Source organism: Neorhizobium sp. 2083 (genome assembly GCF_031455615.1).
Classification (GTDB): domain Bacteria; phylum Pseudomonadota; class Alphaproteobacteria; order Rhizobiales; family Rhizobiaceae; genus Neorhizobium.
On record NZ_JAVDTC010000001.1, the window covers coordinates 1,094,524 to 1,113,531 of the forward strand.

General features: G+C 62.4%; 15 protein-coding genes. 4 read left to right on the plus strand and 11 right to left on the minus strand.

What is annotated here, in order from left to right:
- Positions 1-15 precede the first annotated feature (15 nt).
- The 5 genes from tsaB to J2X76_RS05660 all read right to left on the minus strand — a co-directional run bounded on the left by tsaB (position 16) and on the right by J2X76_RS05660 (position 3,558).
- Positions 16-681 (minus strand): tRNA (adenosine(37)-N6)-threonylcarbamoyltransferase complex dimerization subunit type 1 TsaB, encoded by a 666-nt coding sequence (tsaB, locus tag J2X76_RS05640; protein WP_310213941.1) that lies wholly within the window; start codon positions 679-681, stop codon positions 16-18.
- An 18-nt stretch (positions 682-699) separates the two neighbouring features.
- Positions 700-1,266 (minus strand): NifU family protein, encoded by a 567-nt coding sequence (locus J2X76_RS05645; RefSeq protein WP_113125562.1) that lies wholly within the window; start codon positions 1,264-1,266, stop codon positions 700-702.
- Positions 1,267-1,381: 115 nt separating this feature from the next.
- Entirely contained in the window at positions 1,382-1,861 is a 480-nt protein-coding gene (locus J2X76_RS05650; RefSeq protein WP_113125561.1) for a universal stress protein, read from the minus strand.
- A 136-nt stretch (positions 1,862-1,997) separates the two neighbouring features.
- A complete protein-coding gene (trpS, locus tag J2X76_RS05655) occupies positions 1,998-3,062 on the minus strand; it encodes a tryptophan--tRNA ligase (RefSeq protein WP_113285292.1) in 1,065 nt (354 codons plus the stop codon).
- Positions 3,063-3,150: 88 nt separating this feature from the next.
- Positions 3,151-3,558: a VOC family protein gene (locus tag J2X76_RS05660; RefSeq protein WP_113285291.1), complete on the minus strand. Its 408-nt coding sequence runs from the start codon at positions 3,556-3,558 to the stop codon at positions 3,151-3,153.
- 374 nt (positions 3,559-3,932) lie between these two features.
- Between J2X76_RS05660 and J2X76_RS05665 the strand changes: the two genes are divergently transcribed.
- Positions 3,933-4,373, plus strand: a complete 441-nt coding sequence (locus J2X76_RS05665; protein ID WP_310214725.1) for a DUF882 domain-containing protein — start codon at positions 3,933-3,935, stop codon at positions 4,371-4,373.
- On the opposite strand, the gene murJ is transcribed toward J2X76_RS05665, so the two are convergent.
- The 4 genes from murJ to mutS all read right to left on the minus strand — a co-directional run bounded on the left by murJ (position 4,370) and on the right by mutS (position 13,026).
- Positions 4,370-5,938, minus strand: coding sequence for a murein biosynthesis integral membrane protein MurJ (gene murJ / locus J2X76_RS05670; protein WP_310213945.1), 1,569 nt, complete (start codon positions 5,936-5,938; stop codon positions 4,370-4,372). The two genes, J2X76_RS05665 and murJ, sit on opposite strands and share 4 nt — an antisense overlap.
- Before the next feature lie 275 nt (positions 5,939-6,213).
- Positions 6,214-9,051, minus strand: a complete 2,838-nt coding sequence (locus J2X76_RS05675; RefSeq protein WP_310213947.1) for a [protein-PII] uridylyltransferase — start codon at positions 9,049-9,051, stop codon at positions 6,214-6,216.
- Positions 9,052-9,162: 111 nt separating this feature from the next.
- Complete coding sequence (locus J2X76_RS05680) at positions 9,163-10,194, minus strand: AraC family transcriptional regulator (protein ID WP_310213948.1); 1,032 nt, start codon at positions 10,192-10,194, stop codon at positions 9,163-9,165.
- Positions 10,195-10,377: 183 nt separating this feature from the next.
- A complete protein-coding gene (gene mutS / locus J2X76_RS05685) occupies positions 10,378-13,026 on the minus strand; it encodes a DNA mismatch repair protein MutS (RefSeq protein ID WP_310214727.1) in 2,649 nt (882 codons plus the stop codon).
- Positions 13,027-13,223: 197 nt separating this feature from the next.
- Between mutS and J2X76_RS05690 the strand changes: the two genes are divergently transcribed.
- The 3 genes from J2X76_RS05690 to J2X76_RS05700 all read left to right on the plus strand — a co-directional run bounded on the left by J2X76_RS05690 (position 13,224) and on the right by J2X76_RS05700 (position 16,220).
- Positions 13,224-15,521, plus strand: a complete 2,298-nt coding sequence (locus J2X76_RS05690) for an NADP-dependent malic enzyme (protein ID WP_310213950.1) — start codon at positions 13,224-13,226, stop codon at positions 15,519-15,521.
- A 67-nt stretch (positions 15,522-15,588) separates the two neighbouring features.
- Positions 15,589-15,834 carry a type II toxin-antitoxin system prevent-host-death family antitoxin gene (locus tag J2X76_RS05695; protein ID WP_310213952.1) on the plus strand — a complete coding sequence of 82 codons (246 nt, stop codon included), beginning with the start codon at positions 15,589-15,591 and terminating at the stop codon, positions 15,832-15,834.
- A complete protein-coding gene (locus J2X76_RS05700) occupies positions 15,831-16,220 on the plus strand; it encodes a type II toxin-antitoxin system VapC family toxin (RefSeq protein ID WP_310213954.1) in 390 nt (129 codons plus the stop codon). Before J2X76_RS05695 ends, J2X76_RS05700 begins: the two co-directional genes overlap by 4 nt.
- Positions 16,221-16,238: 18 nt before the next feature.
- Here the strand turns inward: J2X76_RS05700 and J2X76_RS05705 are convergent, their stop codons facing one another.
- Positions 16,239-17,111: a GNAT family N-acetyltransferase gene (locus tag J2X76_RS05705; protein WP_113125552.1), complete on the minus strand. Its 873-nt coding sequence runs from the start codon at positions 17,109-17,111 to the stop codon at positions 16,239-16,241.
- A gap of 99 nt (positions 17,112-17,210) precedes the next feature.
- Positions 17,211-18,992: an ATP-binding protein gene (locus J2X76_RS05710; RefSeq protein WP_310213957.1), complete on the minus strand. Its 1,782-nt coding sequence runs from the start codon at positions 18,990-18,992 to the stop codon at positions 17,211-17,213.
- Positions 18,993-19,008 lie beyond the last annotated feature (16 nt).

Sequence of the window (19,008 nt, forward strand, 5' to 3'; positions counted from 1 at the left end):
GCGCAGTCTGTACATTCACGAACGGGCAAGGGCGAAACCGGTCTGCGGTTTCGCATCAGGTCCACGAAGATACAACGGTTTAGGGCGTTGCGCATCCGCAGGTTTTTCGGCGGCGATACGGGCAACGACGGTGATGTCGAAGCGGTCCCGCCCCTCGTACTCAGCCTCTCCCTTGCCAAGGGAATGCTCGACCCAGGAACCGATCGCCGTTGCGGAAAGAGACTTTGTAAGCTCCGAAGCACCCTCCGGCGAAAGCGCTGCAGGATGGCTCAATGCCTCGGCCCTTGCGGAAAACGCCTGTGTGTAGACTTCGTCGCGCTTGGCATCCATGGCAACCACGACCGGCCGGCCCGGATGTTCGTCGAGAAATTTGCGCGCCAGCACCTCGAGCGTGGTCACGCCGACCGTTTCGACACCGAGTGCGAGGCCGAGGCCGCGAGCAGCCGCAACGCCGACGCGAATGCCGGTAAACGAGCCCGGGCCGATGACGACCGCCACGCGCTCGACGGCTTTCAACGGAAGAGTGGCGGCGGCGAGCGCTTCGTCGATGACGGCCATCAGCCGTTCGGCATGGCCCTTGCCGATCGTCTCAGTGACGGCCGACAGCACTTTCCCCGCGGCGCTGTCATAGAGCGCTGCGGAGCAATCCACCCCGGCGGTATCGATGGCCAGAACAATCATTCAACGGTGCCGGCGAACTCAGAGCGCTTCGACGGCCTGCACTTCCGGAACGAAATGCTTGAGCAGGTTCTGGACGCCGTGCTTGAGGGTCGCCGTCGACGACGGGCAGCCCGAGCATGCGCCCTTCATGTTGAGGTAGACCGTACCGTCGCGGAACCCCTTGAAGGTGATGTCGCCGCCATCCTGGGCGACCGCCGGGCGGACGCGGGTTTCGAGCAGTTCCTTGATCGTCGCGACGACGGTTTCATCGTCCTCGTCGAAGAACTCGCCCTCCTCGTCAGAGGCTTCGGCCAGCGTGGACGCACCGCCCATGACCGGGGCGCCAGACATGAAATGCTCCATGATCGAACCGAGGATCGCCGGCTTCAGGTGCTGCCATTCGGCGCTTTCCTTGGTGACGGTGATGAAATCGTAGCCGAAATAGACGCCGGTGACGCCGGAAATGCCGAACAGACGCTCGGCCAGCGGAGACGCTTCCGCCTCGCCCGCATTGCGGAAATCGGCGGTGCCCTTGTCCATGACGACTTTACCGGGCAGGAACTTCAGGGTCGCCGGGTTGGGGGTGGCTTCCGTCTGAATGAACATCTCGTCTCTCCTGGGGCGGAGCGCCCCTCGCAAATTTAGAATTCTTCAAAAGAAGATAAGCCGTATCAGCTTTTCGTTCAAGTGCTCCTTTGCCCGCGCAAGATCAAGCCCGCAATCAGGCCAGCGCGTCAATTTCCTCGGCGGTCAGCGTGTCGGGCAACACGGTGACCGGAATCGGGAAGGCAGCAACGGCGGATACCAGGGGTCCGGGCCCTTCCTTGGTGGAGCCGGCCGCCAGGACGAGGACCGCGATGTCACGGTCCTCGTCGACCAGCTGGATGATCTGTTCGCTGGCGTTGCCTTCACGGATGACGATTTCCGGATCGATACCGATCGTCTCGCGTACCTTCTGGGCGGTTTTCGCCATGACCGCATCGGCTTCCTCGCGAGCCTCGGCGCGCATGATCTGCTCGACGCCCAGCCATTGCTGGAAGTCACCCTCGGGGATGACGAACAGCAGGACGAGGCCGCCGTTGGAATTTTTGGCGCGGCGTCCGGCGTAATGGACCGCCTTTTCGCATTCCGGCGTGCCATCGATGACCGCCATGAACTTGCGCCGGTGCCCTTCAAGCCGCGAAAGCCGTTTCGAAACCATGCCGCCCCTCCTTCGCATGTAGTCGACCGAAGCGGTCGTGATGCGGAACTTATACCAACCGAAAAAAATGAAAACCCGCCACGATTGCCGTGGCGGGTATGCAATCTTTGCGTGGCGTCAGCCGTGCCGGAAGATATCAGCGCAGGAAGCCGACGATATCGAAGACGTCGCCCATGACCTTTTCGGCGCGGGCGCGGGCGCGCTCGCCGCCATCCTTGAGGATGGCATCGATATGGGTCGTGTCGTCCATCAGGCGGCGCATTTCGGACGTGATCGGCGCGAGCACATGCACGGCGAGATCGGCAAGCGCCGGCTTGAAGACCGAGAACTGCTGGCCACCGTATTCGGCGAGAACGTCGGTCTTGGTCCTGTCGGCAAGGGCCGCATAGATGCCGACGAGGTTGTCGGCTTCCGGCCGGCCCTTCAGGCCTTCGACATCGCTCGGAAGGCCTTCCGGATCGGTCTTGGCCTTGCGGATCTTCTTGGCGATCTCTTCCGGATCGTCCATCAGGTTGATGCGCGAGAGGTCCGACGGGTCGGATTTCGACATCTTCTTGGTGCCGTCACGCAGCGACATGACGCGTGGCGCCGGCCCTTCGATCAGGGGCTCGACCAGCGGGAAGAAGCCGTGGATCGGCTCCTCGCCGACGACCATGTCAACACCGGTGCCTGCGGCGCGGATCTTTTCCTGGAAGTCGATATTGAACTTCTGGGCGATGTCGCGGGCAAGTTCCAGATGCTGTTTCTGGTCGTCGCCGACCGGCACGTGGGTGGCACGATAGACGAGAATATCGGCCGCCATCAGGCTCGGATAGGCGAGCAGGCCGAGCGAGGCGTTCTCGCGGTCCTTGCCCGCCTTGTCCTTGAACTGGGTCATGCGGTTCATCCAGCCGATGCGGGCGACGCAATTGAAGACCCAGGCGAGTTCCGCATGCTGCGGCACGGCCGACTGGTTGAAGACGATATGTTTCTTCGGGTCGATGCCCGAAGCGATGAAGGCGGCGGCGATCGAGCGGATCTGGCCCCTCAGGTCGTCGTGGACGAGCTGGGCGGTGATCGCGTGCAGATCGACGACGCAATAGATGCAATCGTTGTTTTCCTGGAGCGCCACGAATTTGCGGATCGCACCGAGGTAGTTGCCGAGATGGAGATTGCCGGTCGGCTGGACGCCGGAAAAGACAAGCGGCTTGAAGCTGTTCATATCGTCCTCAATTAGGCTGGTGGAGGGCCCCAGACCCGAAGGGTCATGTTGCTAACGCGCGGGCTTATGCACGGCCAAGCGCAGAGTATCAAGAGGCTCGGGAAGCGGCGTGCTCAATCAGATCCCAGGTGTTGCCGTAGGGATCGGCAAACACCGCGACCGAACCGTAAACCTCGTGCCGCGGCTCCTCCAGGAACCGGACGCCCTTGGCGGTCATGGCGGCATGATCGCGGGCGAAATCGTCGGTCTTCAGGAAGAACCCGACCCGGCCGCCGGTCTGGTTGCCGATGGCTGCTTTCTGGGCGTCGGTGGCGGCCTTGGCCAGCAACAGGGCCGCGCCTTCGCCACCCTTCGGCTTTACCACGACCCAGCGCTTGCCCTCCGGCTGCACGCTGTCCTCAAGGCATTCGAAGCCGAGCACATCGCAATAAAAGTCCTTCGCCCGGTCATAGTCATCGACGATCAAGGCTACGAGAAACAGCGATTGTACGGGCATGCGGAAGCTCCGGATTCGGGTGATTTTGATCGTCTGCAGATCGCCTATTTTGGCGGTTTCGGCGCAGTGCGAAACCCCATTCAGGAGGTCTCGCGAAACACTACAGCGACAAAAGAGCTGCCACCATAACCATTCGAGGTAAGGCCGGGAAACGGCTACCTCATTCGACGTACTGCTCCTAAGTCAATACGCCTAAAGGCAAAATTTTTCCTTAGGCATCTCCGAATAGATTAACGAATGTTAGTCTTTTAGGCAGCCGCATTCCCATTTCCGAGCAAAAGTCTCCTTATTGGCGCCTCTTTTGGAAAAGAAATACCCAAGCGCACCACGGTTAACCGGTCATGAACGACACGGTCTCATCTCGGGGGATTACCATGCGCATCCTATTTCGCGTCGCGCTTACCTGCCTATTGGCGCTAGGCCTCAATGTCACCGCCGAAGCCGGCGAAACTCAAAAACGACGGAGCTCCTCGTTCAAGCACGATTACTCGGCGTATTATACCGTCCAGCGGATCAGCGTTCGCACGAGCTGCTTTCCGGAAAAGCTGGGAGCGATCCTGGCGCATATCGCGCAAAAGACCGGGCATAAGCCGATGGTCACGTCCGGCCACCGACCGCATTCGGGTACATCGCAGCACAGCCATTGTTATGCGGCGGATATCCGGGTTCCGGGCGTTTCAGAACGAACCATTCTCGCGGCGGCGGCCAGCGCGCCTGGCATTGGCGGCATCGGCCGCTATTGCAACGGCATCGTGCACGTGGATGTCGGACCGCAGCGGCAATGGGCCCATTGCGGGCGACGCAAGCGGGGCTAGGTCTTCGGCTTCCGCTTGATGTTCCGGCGCAGCATGCCGATGTCGGCTCCGCCGATCAGGAAGGCGCTGGCGAAATAAACGACCATCGCCAGGAAGAGCAGGCAGGCGAGCGCTGCGACCTGATGGACCAGCAAGGCATCCGGGGTCAGCCACGGCCCGGCATACCGGAGCGTATAGATCAGCGCTGCGGACATGATGCCGGTCGAGACGAGCAGCAGGACCGTGCGTCTCGCCAGTGCCCATTCCCAGGTCAGATGGCCGCGCCAGACGAGCGTCGCGAACAGCAGGACGGTGTTGGTCCAGCCGGCCGCAGCTTCAGCCGTCGCGATGCCACGTTCGGCGATCAGCGGGAAAAGCGAAATTGCCAGGCCCGAATTGATTACCACCGAGACCATGGTGAACCGCATCGGCGTCCTGGTGTCTTCGCGGGCATAAAATCCGGGCTGCAGCGCCTTGATCAGCACGAAGCCCGGCAAGCCGATGCCATAGATCGCGAGGATGGAAGCTACGATCGAGGTGTTTTCGGCGGAGAAGGCGCCGCGCTCATAAAGCACGCGGATGATTGCGTCGGACAGTATCCACAGGCCGGCAGCGGCCGGCAGGGTGAGGAACAGCACGAATTCGATCGAGCGGTTCTGGATATTGGCAGCTTCCTTGGCAAAACCGCCCTTCAAGGCGCGGGCGAGCTCCGGCAGGAGTACGACGCCGACGGCGACACCCACGACGCCGAGCGGAAGCTGGTAGATGCGGTCGGCATATTGGAGGGCGGCAATCGCCCCTTCCTTGCCGGACGCGATCGCCTGGCCGATGATCTGGTTGATCTGTGTGATGCCGCCGGTGACGGCCGCCGGCACCGCCAGCACCAGGAGGCGCTTGACGTTCGGCGTCATCTTGGGGCGGCGGAAGCCGATATTGATACCGGCGTGACGCACACCGGCGTAAACGACCGCGAGCTGCAGGATACCCGCCGCCAGCACGCTCCAGGACAGATACCAGGCAATCACCCGCGGCTCCGCTCCGATCCAGAGCCCGTAAAAGAGCGCGGCGATCATCACCACGTTCAGGAAGACCGGAGCGATGGCGGCGGCGAAGAAATGATGCAGCGAGTTGAGCATGCCGCTCAGCATCGCCGTCAGCGACATGCACATCAGATAGGGGAACATCACCGCCGCCATGCGGATGGTGAGCGACGTCTTTTCGGGATCGTCGGCGAAGCCCGGCGCAATGATCCATTCGACCAGCCAGGGCATGGCGAGTTCCATCACGATGGTGATAAGGAGCAGCGCGGAGAAGAGAACGCCGAAAACCTCCTCCGAAAACCGCTTGGCGCCCTCGACGCCAGTCGCCTCGATTTCCTTGGAAAACAGCGGCACGAAGGCGGCATTGAAGGCGCCCTCGGCAAACAGCCGGCGGAAGAGGTTCGGAAAACGGAAGGCCGCATAAAAGACGTCGGCCATCGGGCCGGTGCCAAGCGCCGCCGCCATGAAGGTCTCGCGGGCAAAACCGAAAATGCGGCTGCCGAGTGTCGCTCCGCCGACGGTCGCGAATTTCTTGACGAGGCTCATCGGGCAGGTTCCGGCATGTGAGTTATGCCGGACAAGCGGGGCTGTGGCCTGTGGCTACCCCCCTCTGGCCTGCCGGCCATCTCCCCCTCAAGGAGGGAGATCGGCAAGGCGCGCCGGCATACCACCAAATGAGCGGCTACATTCTTCATGACTGCAATCTCCGCCGATTGCAGGAAGCGAGGCACTTCCGCGATGGGATCTCCCCCCTTGAGGGGGAGATGGCCGGCAGGCCAGAGGGGGTGAGCCACGGGCGCAGGGAGCGCATCAAACCTGCCTCACGCGCTTGCCTTGGACTTGCGCGGCTGCGGCGCGTGATCCGGATTGGGGGCCGGCGCGATGATGCCGGCCGGCATGCCGCTTCGCAGTTCGTCCTCCTGCTCGGACATCACAGCCTTCAGCCGCGCCGCGATATTGCCCTGGCGGTTCTCGTTCACGACCTTCTGGCCGACCAGATCGGTGACGTAGAACGTGTCGATGACCTTTTCGCCAAACGTCGTGATGCGCGCTGAATGGATGTCGAGCGAGAGATCGGCGAGCACGGCGGTGATATCCGCCAGCAGGCCGGTGCGGTCGAGGCATTCCACCTCGATAACCGTGAACTTGTTCGACAGGCCGTTCGAGAGAATGACGGATGGCGGGATGGTGAAGGTCTTGTTGCGCTTGCGCGACTTGGCGCGCGTCGCAATGACTTCCGGCAGCCGCTTCTTGCCCGACAGCACGTCCTCGATCATCCGGCTGATCGTGCCGGCGCGGCGCAACTCGTCCTCGTCCACCGGGAATTCCCGGTTGACTAGGATCGTATCGAGCGCCCGGCCGTCGGAAGTGGTGAAGATCTGTGCGTCGGCAATGTTGGCGCCGGCCGCGGCACAGGCGCCGGCGATGATCGACAGCAGGCGCGGATGGTCCGGTGCCAGAACGGTGATCTCGGTAATGGCATGGAAACTGTCCGTCCGCACCATGGTGGCAAGCGCCTGGCCGGCCTTGTCCGTGTCGCGGATGAACTTCGTGTGGCGGACCTGGTCGTCCAGCGAGACCGACAGCAGATAGGGCTGGTAGTGGAGTTTCGAATAGGTCCGGCGGTCCTTGGCGCTCCATTCGCCCAGAGCCTTGACGAGCTCCTCTTCGGCCACCTTGGCGCGCTCCTTGCGCGACACTTCGGAAAAACCGCCCGAGAGCAGCAGCTCGGTCTCATAATAGAGCGTACGGAGCAGTTGCCCCTTCCAGCCGTTCCACACGCCCGGACCAACGGCGCGAATATCGCAGATAGTCAGGATCAGGAGCAGCTTCAGCCGGTCCATCGACTGCACCTTTTCGGCGAAATCGGTGATCGTCTTGCGGTCGTGCAGGTCGCGGGTCTGGGCGGTCATCGACATCAGCAGATGCACTTCGATCAGCCAGACGACGAGCTCGGTCTGCTTGGCATTGAGGCCGAGACGCGGGCAGAGTTTTCGCGCGATGCGGGCGCCGGCGATCGAATGATCTTCCTGGCGGCCCTTGGCGACGTCATGCAGCAGCACGGCGACGTAAAGCGCCTCGCGCTCCTCGATGCTCGGCATCACCTTGTTGGCAAGCGGGTGGATATCGGCGGCCTTGCCCTTGTCGACTTCCGACAGGGCTTCGACCGAGCGGATCAGATGCTCGTCGACCGTGTAGTGATGATACATGTTGAACTGCATCATCGCCACGACCTTGCCGAATTCCGGAATGAAGCGGCCGAGCACGCCTGCCTCGTTCATCCGGCGCAGCATGAGAGCCGGGTCACGCCGCGAGGTCAGCATGGAGAGGAACAGCCGGTTCGCCTCCTCGTTCTCGCGCACATCGTTGTCGATCAGCGAAAGCGAGCGGGTCATGCGCTTCAGGGCATCGGGATGAAGCTCCAGCCCGTTGATATCGGCCACATGGAAAAAGCGGATGATATTGACCGGATCGCGCTTGAAGACGTTCGGATCGGCAAGCGTGATGCGGCCGCGATCCACGACGAATTCCACGGTGCCGGGGATCTTGTGAAGACGCTTGGTGAAGCGCGAGATGACGCGGGTGGTGAGGCCGGGGGCGGCCTTCGCCTGCGTTTCCTCCAGCGCCGCGCAGAGAATGCGGGTCAGGTCGCCGACATTCTTCGACACGAGGAAGTAGTGCTTCATGAAGCGCTCGACGGCGGAAAGGCCGGGGCGCGAATGGTAACCGAGGCTCTCGGCGATCTCGCGCTGGATATCGAAGGACAGACGCTCCTCCGCCTTGCCGGTCAGGAAATGCATCTGGCAGCGCACCGCCCAGAGGAAGTCGTCTGCCTTTTCGAACGAGCGCGCTTCTTCACGGGAGAGAACCCCGAGCTTCACCAGTTCGGTCGTCTCGCGGACGCGGTAGTAATATTTGGCGATCCAGAAGAGGGTGTGGAGGTCGCGCAGGCCACCCTTGCCTTCCTTGACATTCGGCTCGACCAGATAACGCGTATCGCCGGCCTTCTCGTGGCGATTGTCGCGTTCGGCCAGCTTGGCGGCGATGAATTCCGGGCCGGTATCGGCAACGATTTCCTTGTCGAAACGGCTCTCGAGCTCCTTCACCAAGGCCTCGCGGCCGCAGATGTAGCGGCTTTCGAGAATGGCGGTGCGAATGGTCATGTCGGTCTTCGACAGGCGGATGCATTCCTCGACGGTGCGGGTCGCATGACCAACCTTGAAGCCCATGTCCCACAACACATAGAGCAGGAACTCGACCGCCTTGCGCATGGTCTCGGTATTGCGCGCCGGCAGCAGGAACAGGAGGTCGATATCCGAACCGGGAGCCAGCGTGTCGCGGCCGTAACCGCCGACCGCCGCCACCGCGATATCGGTACCCTCCGCATAGATGCCATCGGCGATCGTCTCGTAGAGAACGCGGATCAGCTGGTCCTGAAGCCAGGAGATGCGGCGGGCACAATTCAGCCCGCTGCCGTCCCTGGCAAGAAGCTGGCGCGCCTTTTCGCGACCCTCAACGCTTGCCCGCCGCAGCAGCGGCAGCAGCGCCGCGCGCATTTCCAGCTGGGGGCGATCCTTGTCTTTGACGATTGCCCGGCAATCGGCCCGGAGACGGGCCACGTCGAGAAGTTCGGAAAAATCGATGTCGTGTCTGGCCATGTTATCCTGCCGGTGCCGGCCTGCGGAGGGAGGCTATAATCTTTTTGGGGCACCTTGACCAATGATTATCATCATCGGACGTTTCAAAGTTGTTGCTTGGCGCTTCGAAGTTCAAGCCCGCGTTTTCTTCCCACCGCCGTCTTGCGCGGCCCTTGCCTCGCCCCTCCATTGTTTGGGGCTCATGCCCGTGGCACGGCGGAATTCGCGGTTGAAATTCGACTTCGTGGAGAAGCCGACATCCAGCATGATCTGGATCACTGTCCGTTCGGTCTCCCCCAGAAGACGGCAGGCTTCGGCAACGCGGCGGTCGTTGACGAACTGCGAGACATTGAGCCCCGTCGCACGATTGATCACGGCGGAAACCTCGCGAGCGGGAAGCTTCGCCTTGCGGGCAAGCTTCGCGAGGCTCAGGTCCTCACTCCGGTAAAGCTCGCCATCTTCCAGCGCCGCCTTGATGCGGGATAACGCGCCCCCGTCCTCTTCCGTCGGCTCGACCGGGGACGAAGCGGAGAGCGCCTTGGCCGGTGAAAAATCGGGTAGAAAATAATAGACGATCACAGCCGCGATCGCGGCGAGATTCATGATGGTAACGGCCAATGGCACATGGCCGGAGCCATGGATATCGGTGTAGACCGCCAGCGCGGCGTCGCTCACGGCAAAGAACAGCATCAGGCCGGCGGTCAACCGGGCGGCGCGCAGGGCCGGTCCCATGCGCGGAAGCGAGGCTTGCGCCATCACGTCCGCACCGCCTGAGAGCGTCAGGCGCCAGAGCGCGATGCCATAACCGAAGAAGATCACCAGCAACAACGGATCGACGAGATCGCGGAAAAACCCCACAGCGACAGCCGCCGCCAGGGGCGGCAGGATATGCAGCCAGGGCCTTTCGAGGCGCTCATCCATCAGAGCCCGGAATGCCAGGAATGCAAGCGGCGGCATCATTGCCGCCGTAACCGGCTGGACCGGCGCGAGCGCCTTGACGCCATAGCCGAAATGCAGGCCGACGATCACGCCCTGCAGGGCATAAAGAATGAGGAAGGCGAAGAAGTAACGATGCGAGCCAGGCGCTTCGACACCCTTCAGATTGCGGTAGAGCGTCAGCGCGAAAACAAGGCCGGCAAGAAAAGGCAAGGGAACGGACAGCACGCGGAGCCCCGGTGAAAGCGGCCTAAATCATGATCGCGAAGGCCTTTATCACGTTCGACGACGAAAGGCATGCGGATCGAAAGGTTGTTGCGAGATATCGACGAGCCCCGCAAGGACAACGCTTCCCTCCCTTCTCCGCGTTCGTCAAGGTCGCCGTGTTTCCCAGGAAAACGCCGGGGAACGTCAGGCCTTGAGCTGTTTCTTCAACATATAGAGGGCGTCGAGCGCTTCGCGGGGCGTCATGTCGTCCGGGTTGATGGCCTTCAGCGCGTCCTCGACCTTGGAAGGCCCCGCGCGTTTCGCCTCCTCGCGGCGGACCGCGACCTGGAAAAGCGGCAGATCGTCGATCAGCTGGCTCGCGGGGTTCTTGCGGTCGGAATCCTCCAGCTTGGTGAGCACGTCCCGGGCGCGGGCGACCACGGAGTCGGGAAGACCGGCAAGCCGCGCGACCTGGATGCCGTAGGAGCGGTCGGCAGCGCCGGGACCGACTTCGTGCAGGAAGATCACCTCGCCGTCCCATTCCTTCACCCGCATCGTGGCGTTGGAAAGCCGGTTCAGCTTTTCCGACAGCACGGTCAGCTCATGGAAATGGGTCGCGAACAGGCCGCGGCACCTGTTTGCCTCGTGCAGGTGCTCGACCGCCGCCCAGGCGATCGACAGGCCGTCGAAGGTCGCCGTGCCGCGGCCGATCTCGTCGAGGATGACCAGCGAACGGTCGCTCGCCTGATTGAGGATGGCGGCCGTCTCGACCATCTCGACCATGAAGGTGGAGCGGCCGCGCGCCAGATCGTCCGACGCGCCGACACGCGAGAACAGCCGGTCGACGATACCGATATGGGCAGAAGCGGCGGGCACGAAGGAGCCCATCTGCGCGAGGATCGCGATCAGAGCGTTCTGGCGCAGGAAGGTCGATTTACCGCCCATGTTCGGGCCGGTGAGCAGCCAGAGCGCCCCGAACTCGCCGCCATTGTTCGGAGAGAGGTCGCAATCGTTGGCGATGAACGGGCCGACGGACTGCTTCCGCAGCGCCTGCTCCACCACCGGATGGCGGCCGCCCTCGATCGCGAACATGCGCGAGGCATCCACGACCGGGCGGCGATAGCTCCATTCGTCGGCGAGCATGGCAAGGCCTGCCGCGACATCGATCACCGCCAACGCCCGGGCGCCGGCCTTGATCGCCTCGGCCTCCGAGGTCACGGCCGCGGCCATCTTGTCGAAGGCTTCGAGTTCGATGGTCAGCGCCTTGTCGGCGGCGTTGGCGATACGGCTTTCGAGATCTGCGAGTTCCGTCGTGGTGAAGCGCATGGCGCTTGCCATGGTCTGGCGATGGATGAAGCGCGCCTTGCCTTCCGGCGTGTCGGTCATCGTGCCGGAATTGCCGGCGGTCACCTCGATGAAATAACCAAGCACGTTGTTGTGCTTGATCTTCAGCGACTTGATGCCAGTCTCCTCGGCATATTGGAGCTGGAGCGCGGCGATGACCCGGCGCGACTGGTCGCGGAGCGCCCTGACCTCGTCGAGCTCCGAATGAGCGCCTTCGGCAAGGAACCCGCCGTCGCGCTTGAGGAGCGGCAACTCGTCAGCCAGCATGTTGCCGAGCATGGATTCCAGATGCAGCGGCAGAGCCTTCAGGTCGTCGAGCGCCTGTCCCAGTTCCTCGGGCAGCATGGCCTTGTCGAGGAAGGCCACGACACCGCGGGCCGCCTCCAAGCCCTGCAGGATGCTGCCGAGATCGCGTGGGCCACCGCGCTCAAGCGCCAGGCGCGACAGGGCGCGCGGCATGTCCGGCACGTGTTTCAGTCCGGACCGCAGCTCGCTGCAAAGCGACGGCTCTTCGAGCAGGAAGGAGATGGAATCAAGGCGCCGGTTGATGCGGTCTGGATCGGTCAGCGGCGACATCAGCCGTTCGGCGAGCAGGCGGGCTCCGCCGCCGGTCACTGTGCGGTCGATCGCCTTCAGAAGCGTGCCTTCGCGCTCTCCCGACAAGGTCTTGGTCAGTTCCAGATTGCCGCGGGTCGCCGGGTCGATGAAAAGGGTCGAGGCGCCGCTTTCGCGCTCCGGTCGGCCGAGCGGCGGACGTTCAGCGATCTGGGTCTTTTCCACATAGGCGACGGCGGCGGCGGCAGCGGCGAGTTCGGCGCGGGAAAAGTTGCCGAAGCCGTCCAGCGTGCCGACGCCGAAATAACGGGTAATGCGGCTTTCCGCACTCGCACTGTCGAAGAGCACGGACGGCTGCGGCACCGCGACCTTGCCGAGCACATCGAAGACAGGCTTCAGTTCGGCATCGTGAAACATCGTGTCCGGCAGGATCAGTTCGCGCGGATCGATCCGCAGGATATCGGCGAGGAGCCGCGATTGATCGGTTTCGGCAAGCCGGAAGACGCCGGTCGAGATATCGATCCAGGCAAGCGCGAGCAACGGTTCGGCCGCCCCCTTGATGCGGGCGAGCGCCATCAGGTAGTTCGATTCGGAGGGTGAAAGCAGCTTTTCCTCGGTGATCGTGCCGGGCGTCACCAGCCGCACGACGTCGCGTTTCACCACCGATTTCGAGCCGCGCTTCTTGGCTTCGGCCGGATCTTCCACCTGTTCGCAGACGGCGACGCGGAAACCGAGCGAGATCAGCTTCTGCAGGTAGTCGTCGGCGGCATGCACCGGCACGCCGCACATGGGGATTTCGCGCCCGAGATGCTGGCCGCGTTTGGTGAGCGTGATGCCGAGCGCCCGCGACGCATCGACCGCGTCCTCGAAGAACAGCTCGTAGAAATCGCCCATGCGGTAGAAGAGCAGCGAACCCGGGTTGTTCGCCTTGATCTCGATATATTGCTCCATCATCGGCGTGGCAGATGCACGGCTTTCCTCCGAGGCGAGCTCGGCGGCGTTCAAGGCGTCGATGGCGAATCTTTCAAACTGTGTCACGGAACCGATTTTTTGTTGCGCGCTGGAACTTGCGACACTATCGATGAAGGCACCTGAAACACAACATCTGCCGCGGCCTAGAGGACGGCTGCCCACAAAAAGCTGGAGGAGACATGCCTGCCAAGGACAAGGCCACGGAGAAGGCCGCACGTTCGCGCGCTTCCGTCACCGAACAGGAAGCACTGGATTTCCATTCGGAAGGCCGCCCCGGTAAACTCGAAGTGGTTCCCACCAAGCCGATGGCGACCCAGCGCGACCTGTCGCTTGCCTATTCGCCGGGCGTCGCGGTGCCGGTCTTGGCAATCGCCGCAAACCCGGCAACCGCCTATGACTACACGACGCGCGGCAACATGGTGGCCGTCATCTCCAACGGTACGGCGATCCTCGGCCTCGGTAATCTCGGGGCGCTTGCCTCGAAGCCGGTCATGGAAGGCAAGTCCGTTCTCTTCAAGCGCTTTGCCGACGTCGATTCGATCGACCTTGAAGTCGATACCGAGAACGTCGACGAATTCATCAACTGCGTGCGTTTCCTCGGCCCCTCCTTCGGCGGCATCAACCTCGAGGATATCAAGGCGCCGGAATGTTTCATCATCGAAAGCCGACTGCGCGAGCTGATGGACATCCCGGTCTTCCATGACGACCAGCACGGCACCGCGATCATCGCCGCCGCCGGCCTGATCAACGCGCTGGAGCTGACCGGCCGCGACCTCAAGACCACCAAGCTCGTCTGCAACGGCGCGGGTGCGGCAGCGATCGCCTGCATCGAACTCATCAAGGCGATGGGGTTCAGCGCGGAAAACATCATCCTGGTCGATACCAAGGGCGTCATCTACCAGGGCCGTACCGAAGGCATGAACCAGTGGAAGTCCGCCCATGCGGCAAAAACCACCAAACGGACCCTGGAAGAGGCGATGAAGGGCGCCGACGTCGTGTTCGGCCTGTCGCAGAAAGGCGCCTTCACCGAAGCGATGATCCGATCCATGGCCGACAAGCCGATCATCTTCGCGATGGCCAATCCCGATCCGGAAATCACGCCGGAGGAAGTGGCGCGCATCCGCGATGACGCGATCATGGCCACCGGCCGTTCGGACTACCCGAACCAGGTCAACAACGTGCTCGGCTTCCCCTACATCTTCCGCGGTGCGCTCGACGTGCGGGCCAGCCAGATCAACGACGCGATGAAGATCGCCGCCGTCAACGCGCTCGCCAATCTCGCCCGCGAAGACGTGCCGGACGATGTCGCCGCCGCCTACCAGGGCAACCGCCCTCGTTTCGGCGCGCAATACATCATCCCCGTCCCGTTCGACCCGCGCCTCATCTCGGCGATCCCGGTCGCCGTCGCCGAGGCGGCGATGGAAAGCGGCGTCGCCCGCAAGAACATTGCCGATCTCGCCGCCTATGGCCGCGAGCTCTCGGCTCGACGCGACCCGATCGCCGCGACGACCCAGGGCATCTACGAACGCGTCCGCCGCTTTCCCAAGCGGGTCGTGTTCGCCGAGGCCGAGGAAGAGCAGGTCATGCGCGCTGCGATTTCCTTCACCAGCCAGAAGCTTGGCACCGCCATCCTTCTCGGCCGCGACGACGTCATCCGCGCGACGGCGGAGAAGGCCGGCATCGATCTTGACCGTCCCGGCATCGAGATCCTCAACGCCCGTCTTTCGAACCGTGTCGATGCCTATATCGATCATCTCTATGCGCGCCTGCAGCGCGAAGGTTTCCTCCATCGCGACGTCCAGCGCCTGATCCACAACGACCGCAACCATTTTGCCGCGACCATGGTGGCGATCGGCGATGCGGACGCGATGGTGACCGGCACGACCCGCAACTACGCGACGGCCCTTCAGGATGTCCGCCGCTGCATCGATCCGAAGCCGGGACACAAGGTGATCGGCGTTTCGCTGGTGATCGCGCGCGGCCGGACGATCTTCGTTGCCGACACGGCCGTCCATGACATGCCGAACGCGGAAGATCTTGCCGATATCGCCGTCGAAGCCGCCCGTGTCGCCAAGCGCATGGGTTATGAGCCGCGCGTCGCCATGCTCGCCTATTCCACCTTCGGGCAGCCGATCGGCGAGCGTTCGGAGCGGGTCCGCGAGGCGGTCAAGATCCTCGACCAGCGGCGCGTCGATTTCGAATATGACGGGGAGATGGCTGCGGACGTGGCGCTCAACCCGCACCGGATGGAGCAGTATCCGTTCTGCCGGCTCTCTGGAACAGCCAATGTGCTCGTCATGCCGGCGATCCACTCCGCGTCGATCTCCACCCGCATGCTGCAGGAACTCGGCGCCTCGACCGTGATCGGCCCGCTGCTCGTCGGCCTCGACAAGTCCGTGCAGATCACATCGATGGGCGCCAAGGACAGCGATATCGTCAATATGGCCGCTATCGCGGCCTACAATGCCGGAACGTGAGTTTCCTTGAACGCGGGCCTCAAGTGGACTAAGTTCACTGAACTAAGTCCACTTGAGGCTGCTGATCATGAAGATCGTCAATATCCACGAAGCCAAAACGCATCTCTCGCGTCTTGTCGAGGCCGCGGCAAATGGCGAAGCTTTCGTCATCGCCAAGGCGGGCAAGCCTATGGTGAAGGTCGTGCCGCTAGGGGAAGAGCCGAAGAAGAAGAGGCGAATCGGTGCCCTCGATGGTCAATTTTTCATTCCCGATGATCTGGACAAGGGAATGGACAAAGAGATCGAAGAGCTGTTTTACGGCGATCACGAATGAGGATATTGCTGGATTCTCATCTTCTGGTCTGGCTTGTGGGGGCATCCGAGCGGTTGCCTTCGGCGGCGCGAGAAATCATTGAAAATCCCGACCACGAAATTTTCTTCAGTTCAGCCAGCATTTGGGAGCTGTCGATTAAGTATTCCTCCGGAAAAATCGGACTGGAGCTTCCGCCCCGCATGCTCCATCGGGTGCTTATCGAAGGTGATTTTAGAGAATTGGCCGTCAGTGCCTCTCATGCCCTCGAGGTGGACTCACTTGAACAGATCCACAAGGATCCGTTCGACCGGATCCTCATCGCCCAGGCCATGTCCGAAGGCATGCTGTTGCTGACTTCGGACGAGACAATAGCACAGTATGACGGCCCGATCCGGCTGGTCCGCTGAAAGCATCCAGCCGAGCCTTCAGCTCGCAAACCGTCCGGCGTCGGCGCCAAAGTGGCTGATGTAGCGATCAGAGATCGAGGCGATCGGCAGGACGATCAGCACGTCGGTGGTGTTGAAAGCGTGGTCGATGACCGCACCGTCGCCCACCATGGCGCCGAGGCGCAGATATCCCTTGATCAGCGGCGGCAACAGGGAGAGCGCCTTGCGGGCGTTGAGACCCTCCATCGGCATCAAATCCATCGAGCGATAGAGTTCCGGCAGCGCCGAAACCGCCCAATCACCCTTGGTCAGGACAGAATGGTGCAGGAAGGAGAGCGCCATCGCGTGCTCTTCGGGCAAAACGCCCGGGAAGGACGCGCAGCCGAACATGGCGTTCATGCCATGTTTCAGCGAGTAGGCCCAATTGCCCTGCCAGAGCAGTTCGACGGTGCGCTTAGTGCGATAGTCGGGAAGCACGCAGGATCGGCCGAGCTCCATGAACTGCTTGTCGGGATGACGGGCAAGCAGCGGCTCGATGTCGAATTCGGATGCCGAATAGAAGCCATTATTGGCCAGCGCCACTTCCTGGCGCAGCAGACGATATGTACCGACGATCTGGTCTTCGATATCGCCCTCGATTGCGTTGTCGACCACCAGAAGATGGTCGCAGATCGCGTCGAAGGCATCGACGTCGCGGCGGCTGCGCATGGCTTCCGGGCTCAAGGTCGCATGCATTTCCTCGACGAAAACGCGATAACGCACCGCCTGCGCGGCATCGATCTCGCGCTCGCTGCGGGCAAGCCGCGTTTCGAGCGTGCCAATGCGGCCGAAGACATCGCCGCTTACCGGAGCAGAGGCCGGCGCCTGGGTTGTTTCAGGTATCACTTCACGGTTCAGGAGTTCAATTGCCAAGGTGATTCTCCCCGTCCCGGTTTGATCACCGCCTTAAATCACTTCTCTGCGACAAGAACGTGACATTCACTGTCACAATAGGTTCCAGGAATGATCGCGTCAACGCGCCTGTTGGCGCTCGGCGGAGAGAACTCCCAAAATTCGCACTTCCTCAAGAAGCGCCAGCGGATCGGCGGGCTTTGCCAGGACGCGGCTCGCGCCGTTCAGAAGCGCTTCCCGGTGTGTCGCTTCGCGGCTCTCTCCCGTCAGCACAATGACCGGGACCGGCGACCGGACACCGTTCTCTTCGTCGGCGCGCAGGGCCGCCAGAAGGCTGAACACATCTCCTCCGGGCATATGCATGTCGGAAATGATGAGATCGAGCGGCATGTCCCGGTCGAGCGCAGCCTTGATCAGAGTGGGAAAATCCTCGATCAGGCGGACGCGATGGCCTGCCTTTGTGAGGACCGAGCGGATGATCAGCGCATTGACGGGATCATCCTCGCCAAGCAGCACGTCGAGCCCTTCCGGATGTTTTTCAATGACGGGCGGCGGCGGCATGGCCTGATTATCGTTCAGCGCATCCCGCGTGCCAAAGCCGCGAAGGCGCCCGCTCAATACGTCGATCAGGGATTTTTCCCGGAGCGGGCGGATGAGCCAGGCATCGAAGAAATCCTGCGGCTGCGATGCACGCTCCTCGGGATTGACGAGCAGAATGCGATGGACAGGCGCATGCGCCTTCTCATTGGCATAGTTGGATGCCAGCCGATGATCGACGATCAGGTCGGTATAGGGCATAGGCCCCGCCTCGGCGCGGTCGATCAACACCTGGGCATCGGCTGTATTGGCGATATGCCGGCAGCGGCCGCCAAGCGTTTCGATCGTCGCAACCGTCGCTTTTGCCGCAGGCCCTTCCGGCGCCAGAAGTAGAACCCGCGACATGGCGAGCAACTGTCCGCGCTCGCCGGCACCCGACTGGGCAGTTTCCGCAAAGCGGAGAGGAAAGCGGATCGTAAACGTGCTGCCGGCACCCTTCTGGCTGGTGACGGAAAGGGAACCGCCGAACTCCGTCAGGATGCGGGACGCAATGCCGAGCCCGAGACCGGTGCCGCCGCTGCGAGCCTCGGCAGAGCCAGCCTGCTCGAATTCGCCGAAAACCCGCGCCAGTTCCTCGGACGCCATTCCGGGACCGGTATCGATGACGGCGATGGAGACATTGCCCTCCTCCACCAGAGCTCTGACCAGGACGCCGCCATGAGCCGTGAACTTCACCGCATTGCCGATGACGTTGAAAAGCACCTGCCGGATGCGCCCGGGATCGAAATCGAGGAGATCGGGCAGATCTGCAGCCATCGTGGCGGCGATCTCGATGCGCTTCTCATGCGCGCGCGGGGCCAGCATCTCGACGACGTTTTCGATCAGGTGGCGAAGGTTCTCCGCCCGGTTGTTGAGCCGGAAGCGACCGGCCTCCAGCGTCGAATAATCGAGCAGATCTTCGACGAGCTGTACCAGCGCGTAACCGGACTGGCGGATACCGCTCAGATAGTTCTGCTGCTCCGCCGTCAGCTTGGTCTGGCCGAGAAGATGGCTCATGCCGAGAATGCCGTTGAGCGGCGTGCGGATCTCATGGACGACGGTGGCAATCTGCCGGGATTTCGCGGCGCTGGCCGCCTCGGCATTCTTCAAGGCATGCTGGAGCCGGGGCACGGTGCGCTGGCGGCGCCATTCGGAGATCCGTGAAAACAGCGAGGCGAATGCGTTGCGCGGTGCCTTGCCTTCCTCGCCCTGCCGCAATCCCAGCGCGGGCACGACCTGTTCCGCCACCGGTTCGGCAATATCGGCCGCGGCGGAGGAAGAGAACGCCTTGGAGATACGTTCATGTATGTCGGCGATATCTCGCATTGGGAAAGACTAACGA

Coding starts and splice junctions, on each gene's coding strand:
- J2X76_RS05645 (WP_113125562.1), bottom strand. CDS start 1,266: ATGTTCATTCAGACGGAAGCCACCCCCAACCCGGCGACCCTGAAGTTC.
- J2X76_RS05690 (WP_310213950.1), top strand. CDS start 13,224: ATGCCTGCCAAGGACAAGGCCACGGAGAAGGCCGCACGTTCGCGCGCT.
- J2X76_RS05700 (WP_310213954.1), top strand. CDS start 15,831: ATGAGGATATTGCTGGATTCTCATCTTCTGGTCTGGCTTGTGGGGGCA.
- mutS (WP_310214727.1), bottom strand. CDS start 13,026: ATGATGGAGCAATATATCGAGATCAAGGCGAACAACCCGGGTTCGCTG.
- murJ (WP_310213945.1), bottom strand. CDS start 5,938: ATGAGCCTCGTCAAGAAATTCGCGACCGTCGGCGGAGCGACACTCGGC.
- trpS (WP_113285292.1), bottom strand. CDS start 3,062: ATGAACAGCTTCAAGCCGCTTGTCTTTTCCGGCGTCCAGCCGACCGGC.
- J2X76_RS05710 (WP_310213957.1), bottom strand. CDS start 18,992: ATGCGAGATATCGCCGACATACATGAACGTATCTCCAAGGCGTTCTCT.
- J2X76_RS05665 (WP_310214725.1), top strand. CDS start 3,933: ATGCGCATCCTATTTCGCGTCGCGCTTACCTGCCTATTGGCGCTAGGC.
- J2X76_RS05660 (WP_113285291.1), bottom strand. CDS start 3,558: ATGCCCGTACAATCGCTGTTTCTCGTAGCCTTGATCGTCGATGACTAT.
- J2X76_RS05675 (WP_310213947.1), bottom strand. CDS start 9,051: ATGGCCAGACACGACATCGATTTTTCCGAACTTCTCGACGTGGCCCGT.
- J2X76_RS05650 (WP_113125561.1), bottom strand. CDS start 1,861: ATGGTTTCGAAACGGCTTTCGCGGCTTGAAGGGCACCGGCGCAAGTTC.
- J2X76_RS05695 (WP_310213952.1), top strand. CDS start 15,589: ATGAAGATCGTCAATATCCACGAAGCCAAAACGCATCTCTCGCGTCTT.
- tsaB (WP_310213941.1), bottom strand. CDS start 681: ATGATTGTTCTGGCCATCGATACCGCCGGGGTGGATTGCTCCGCAGCG.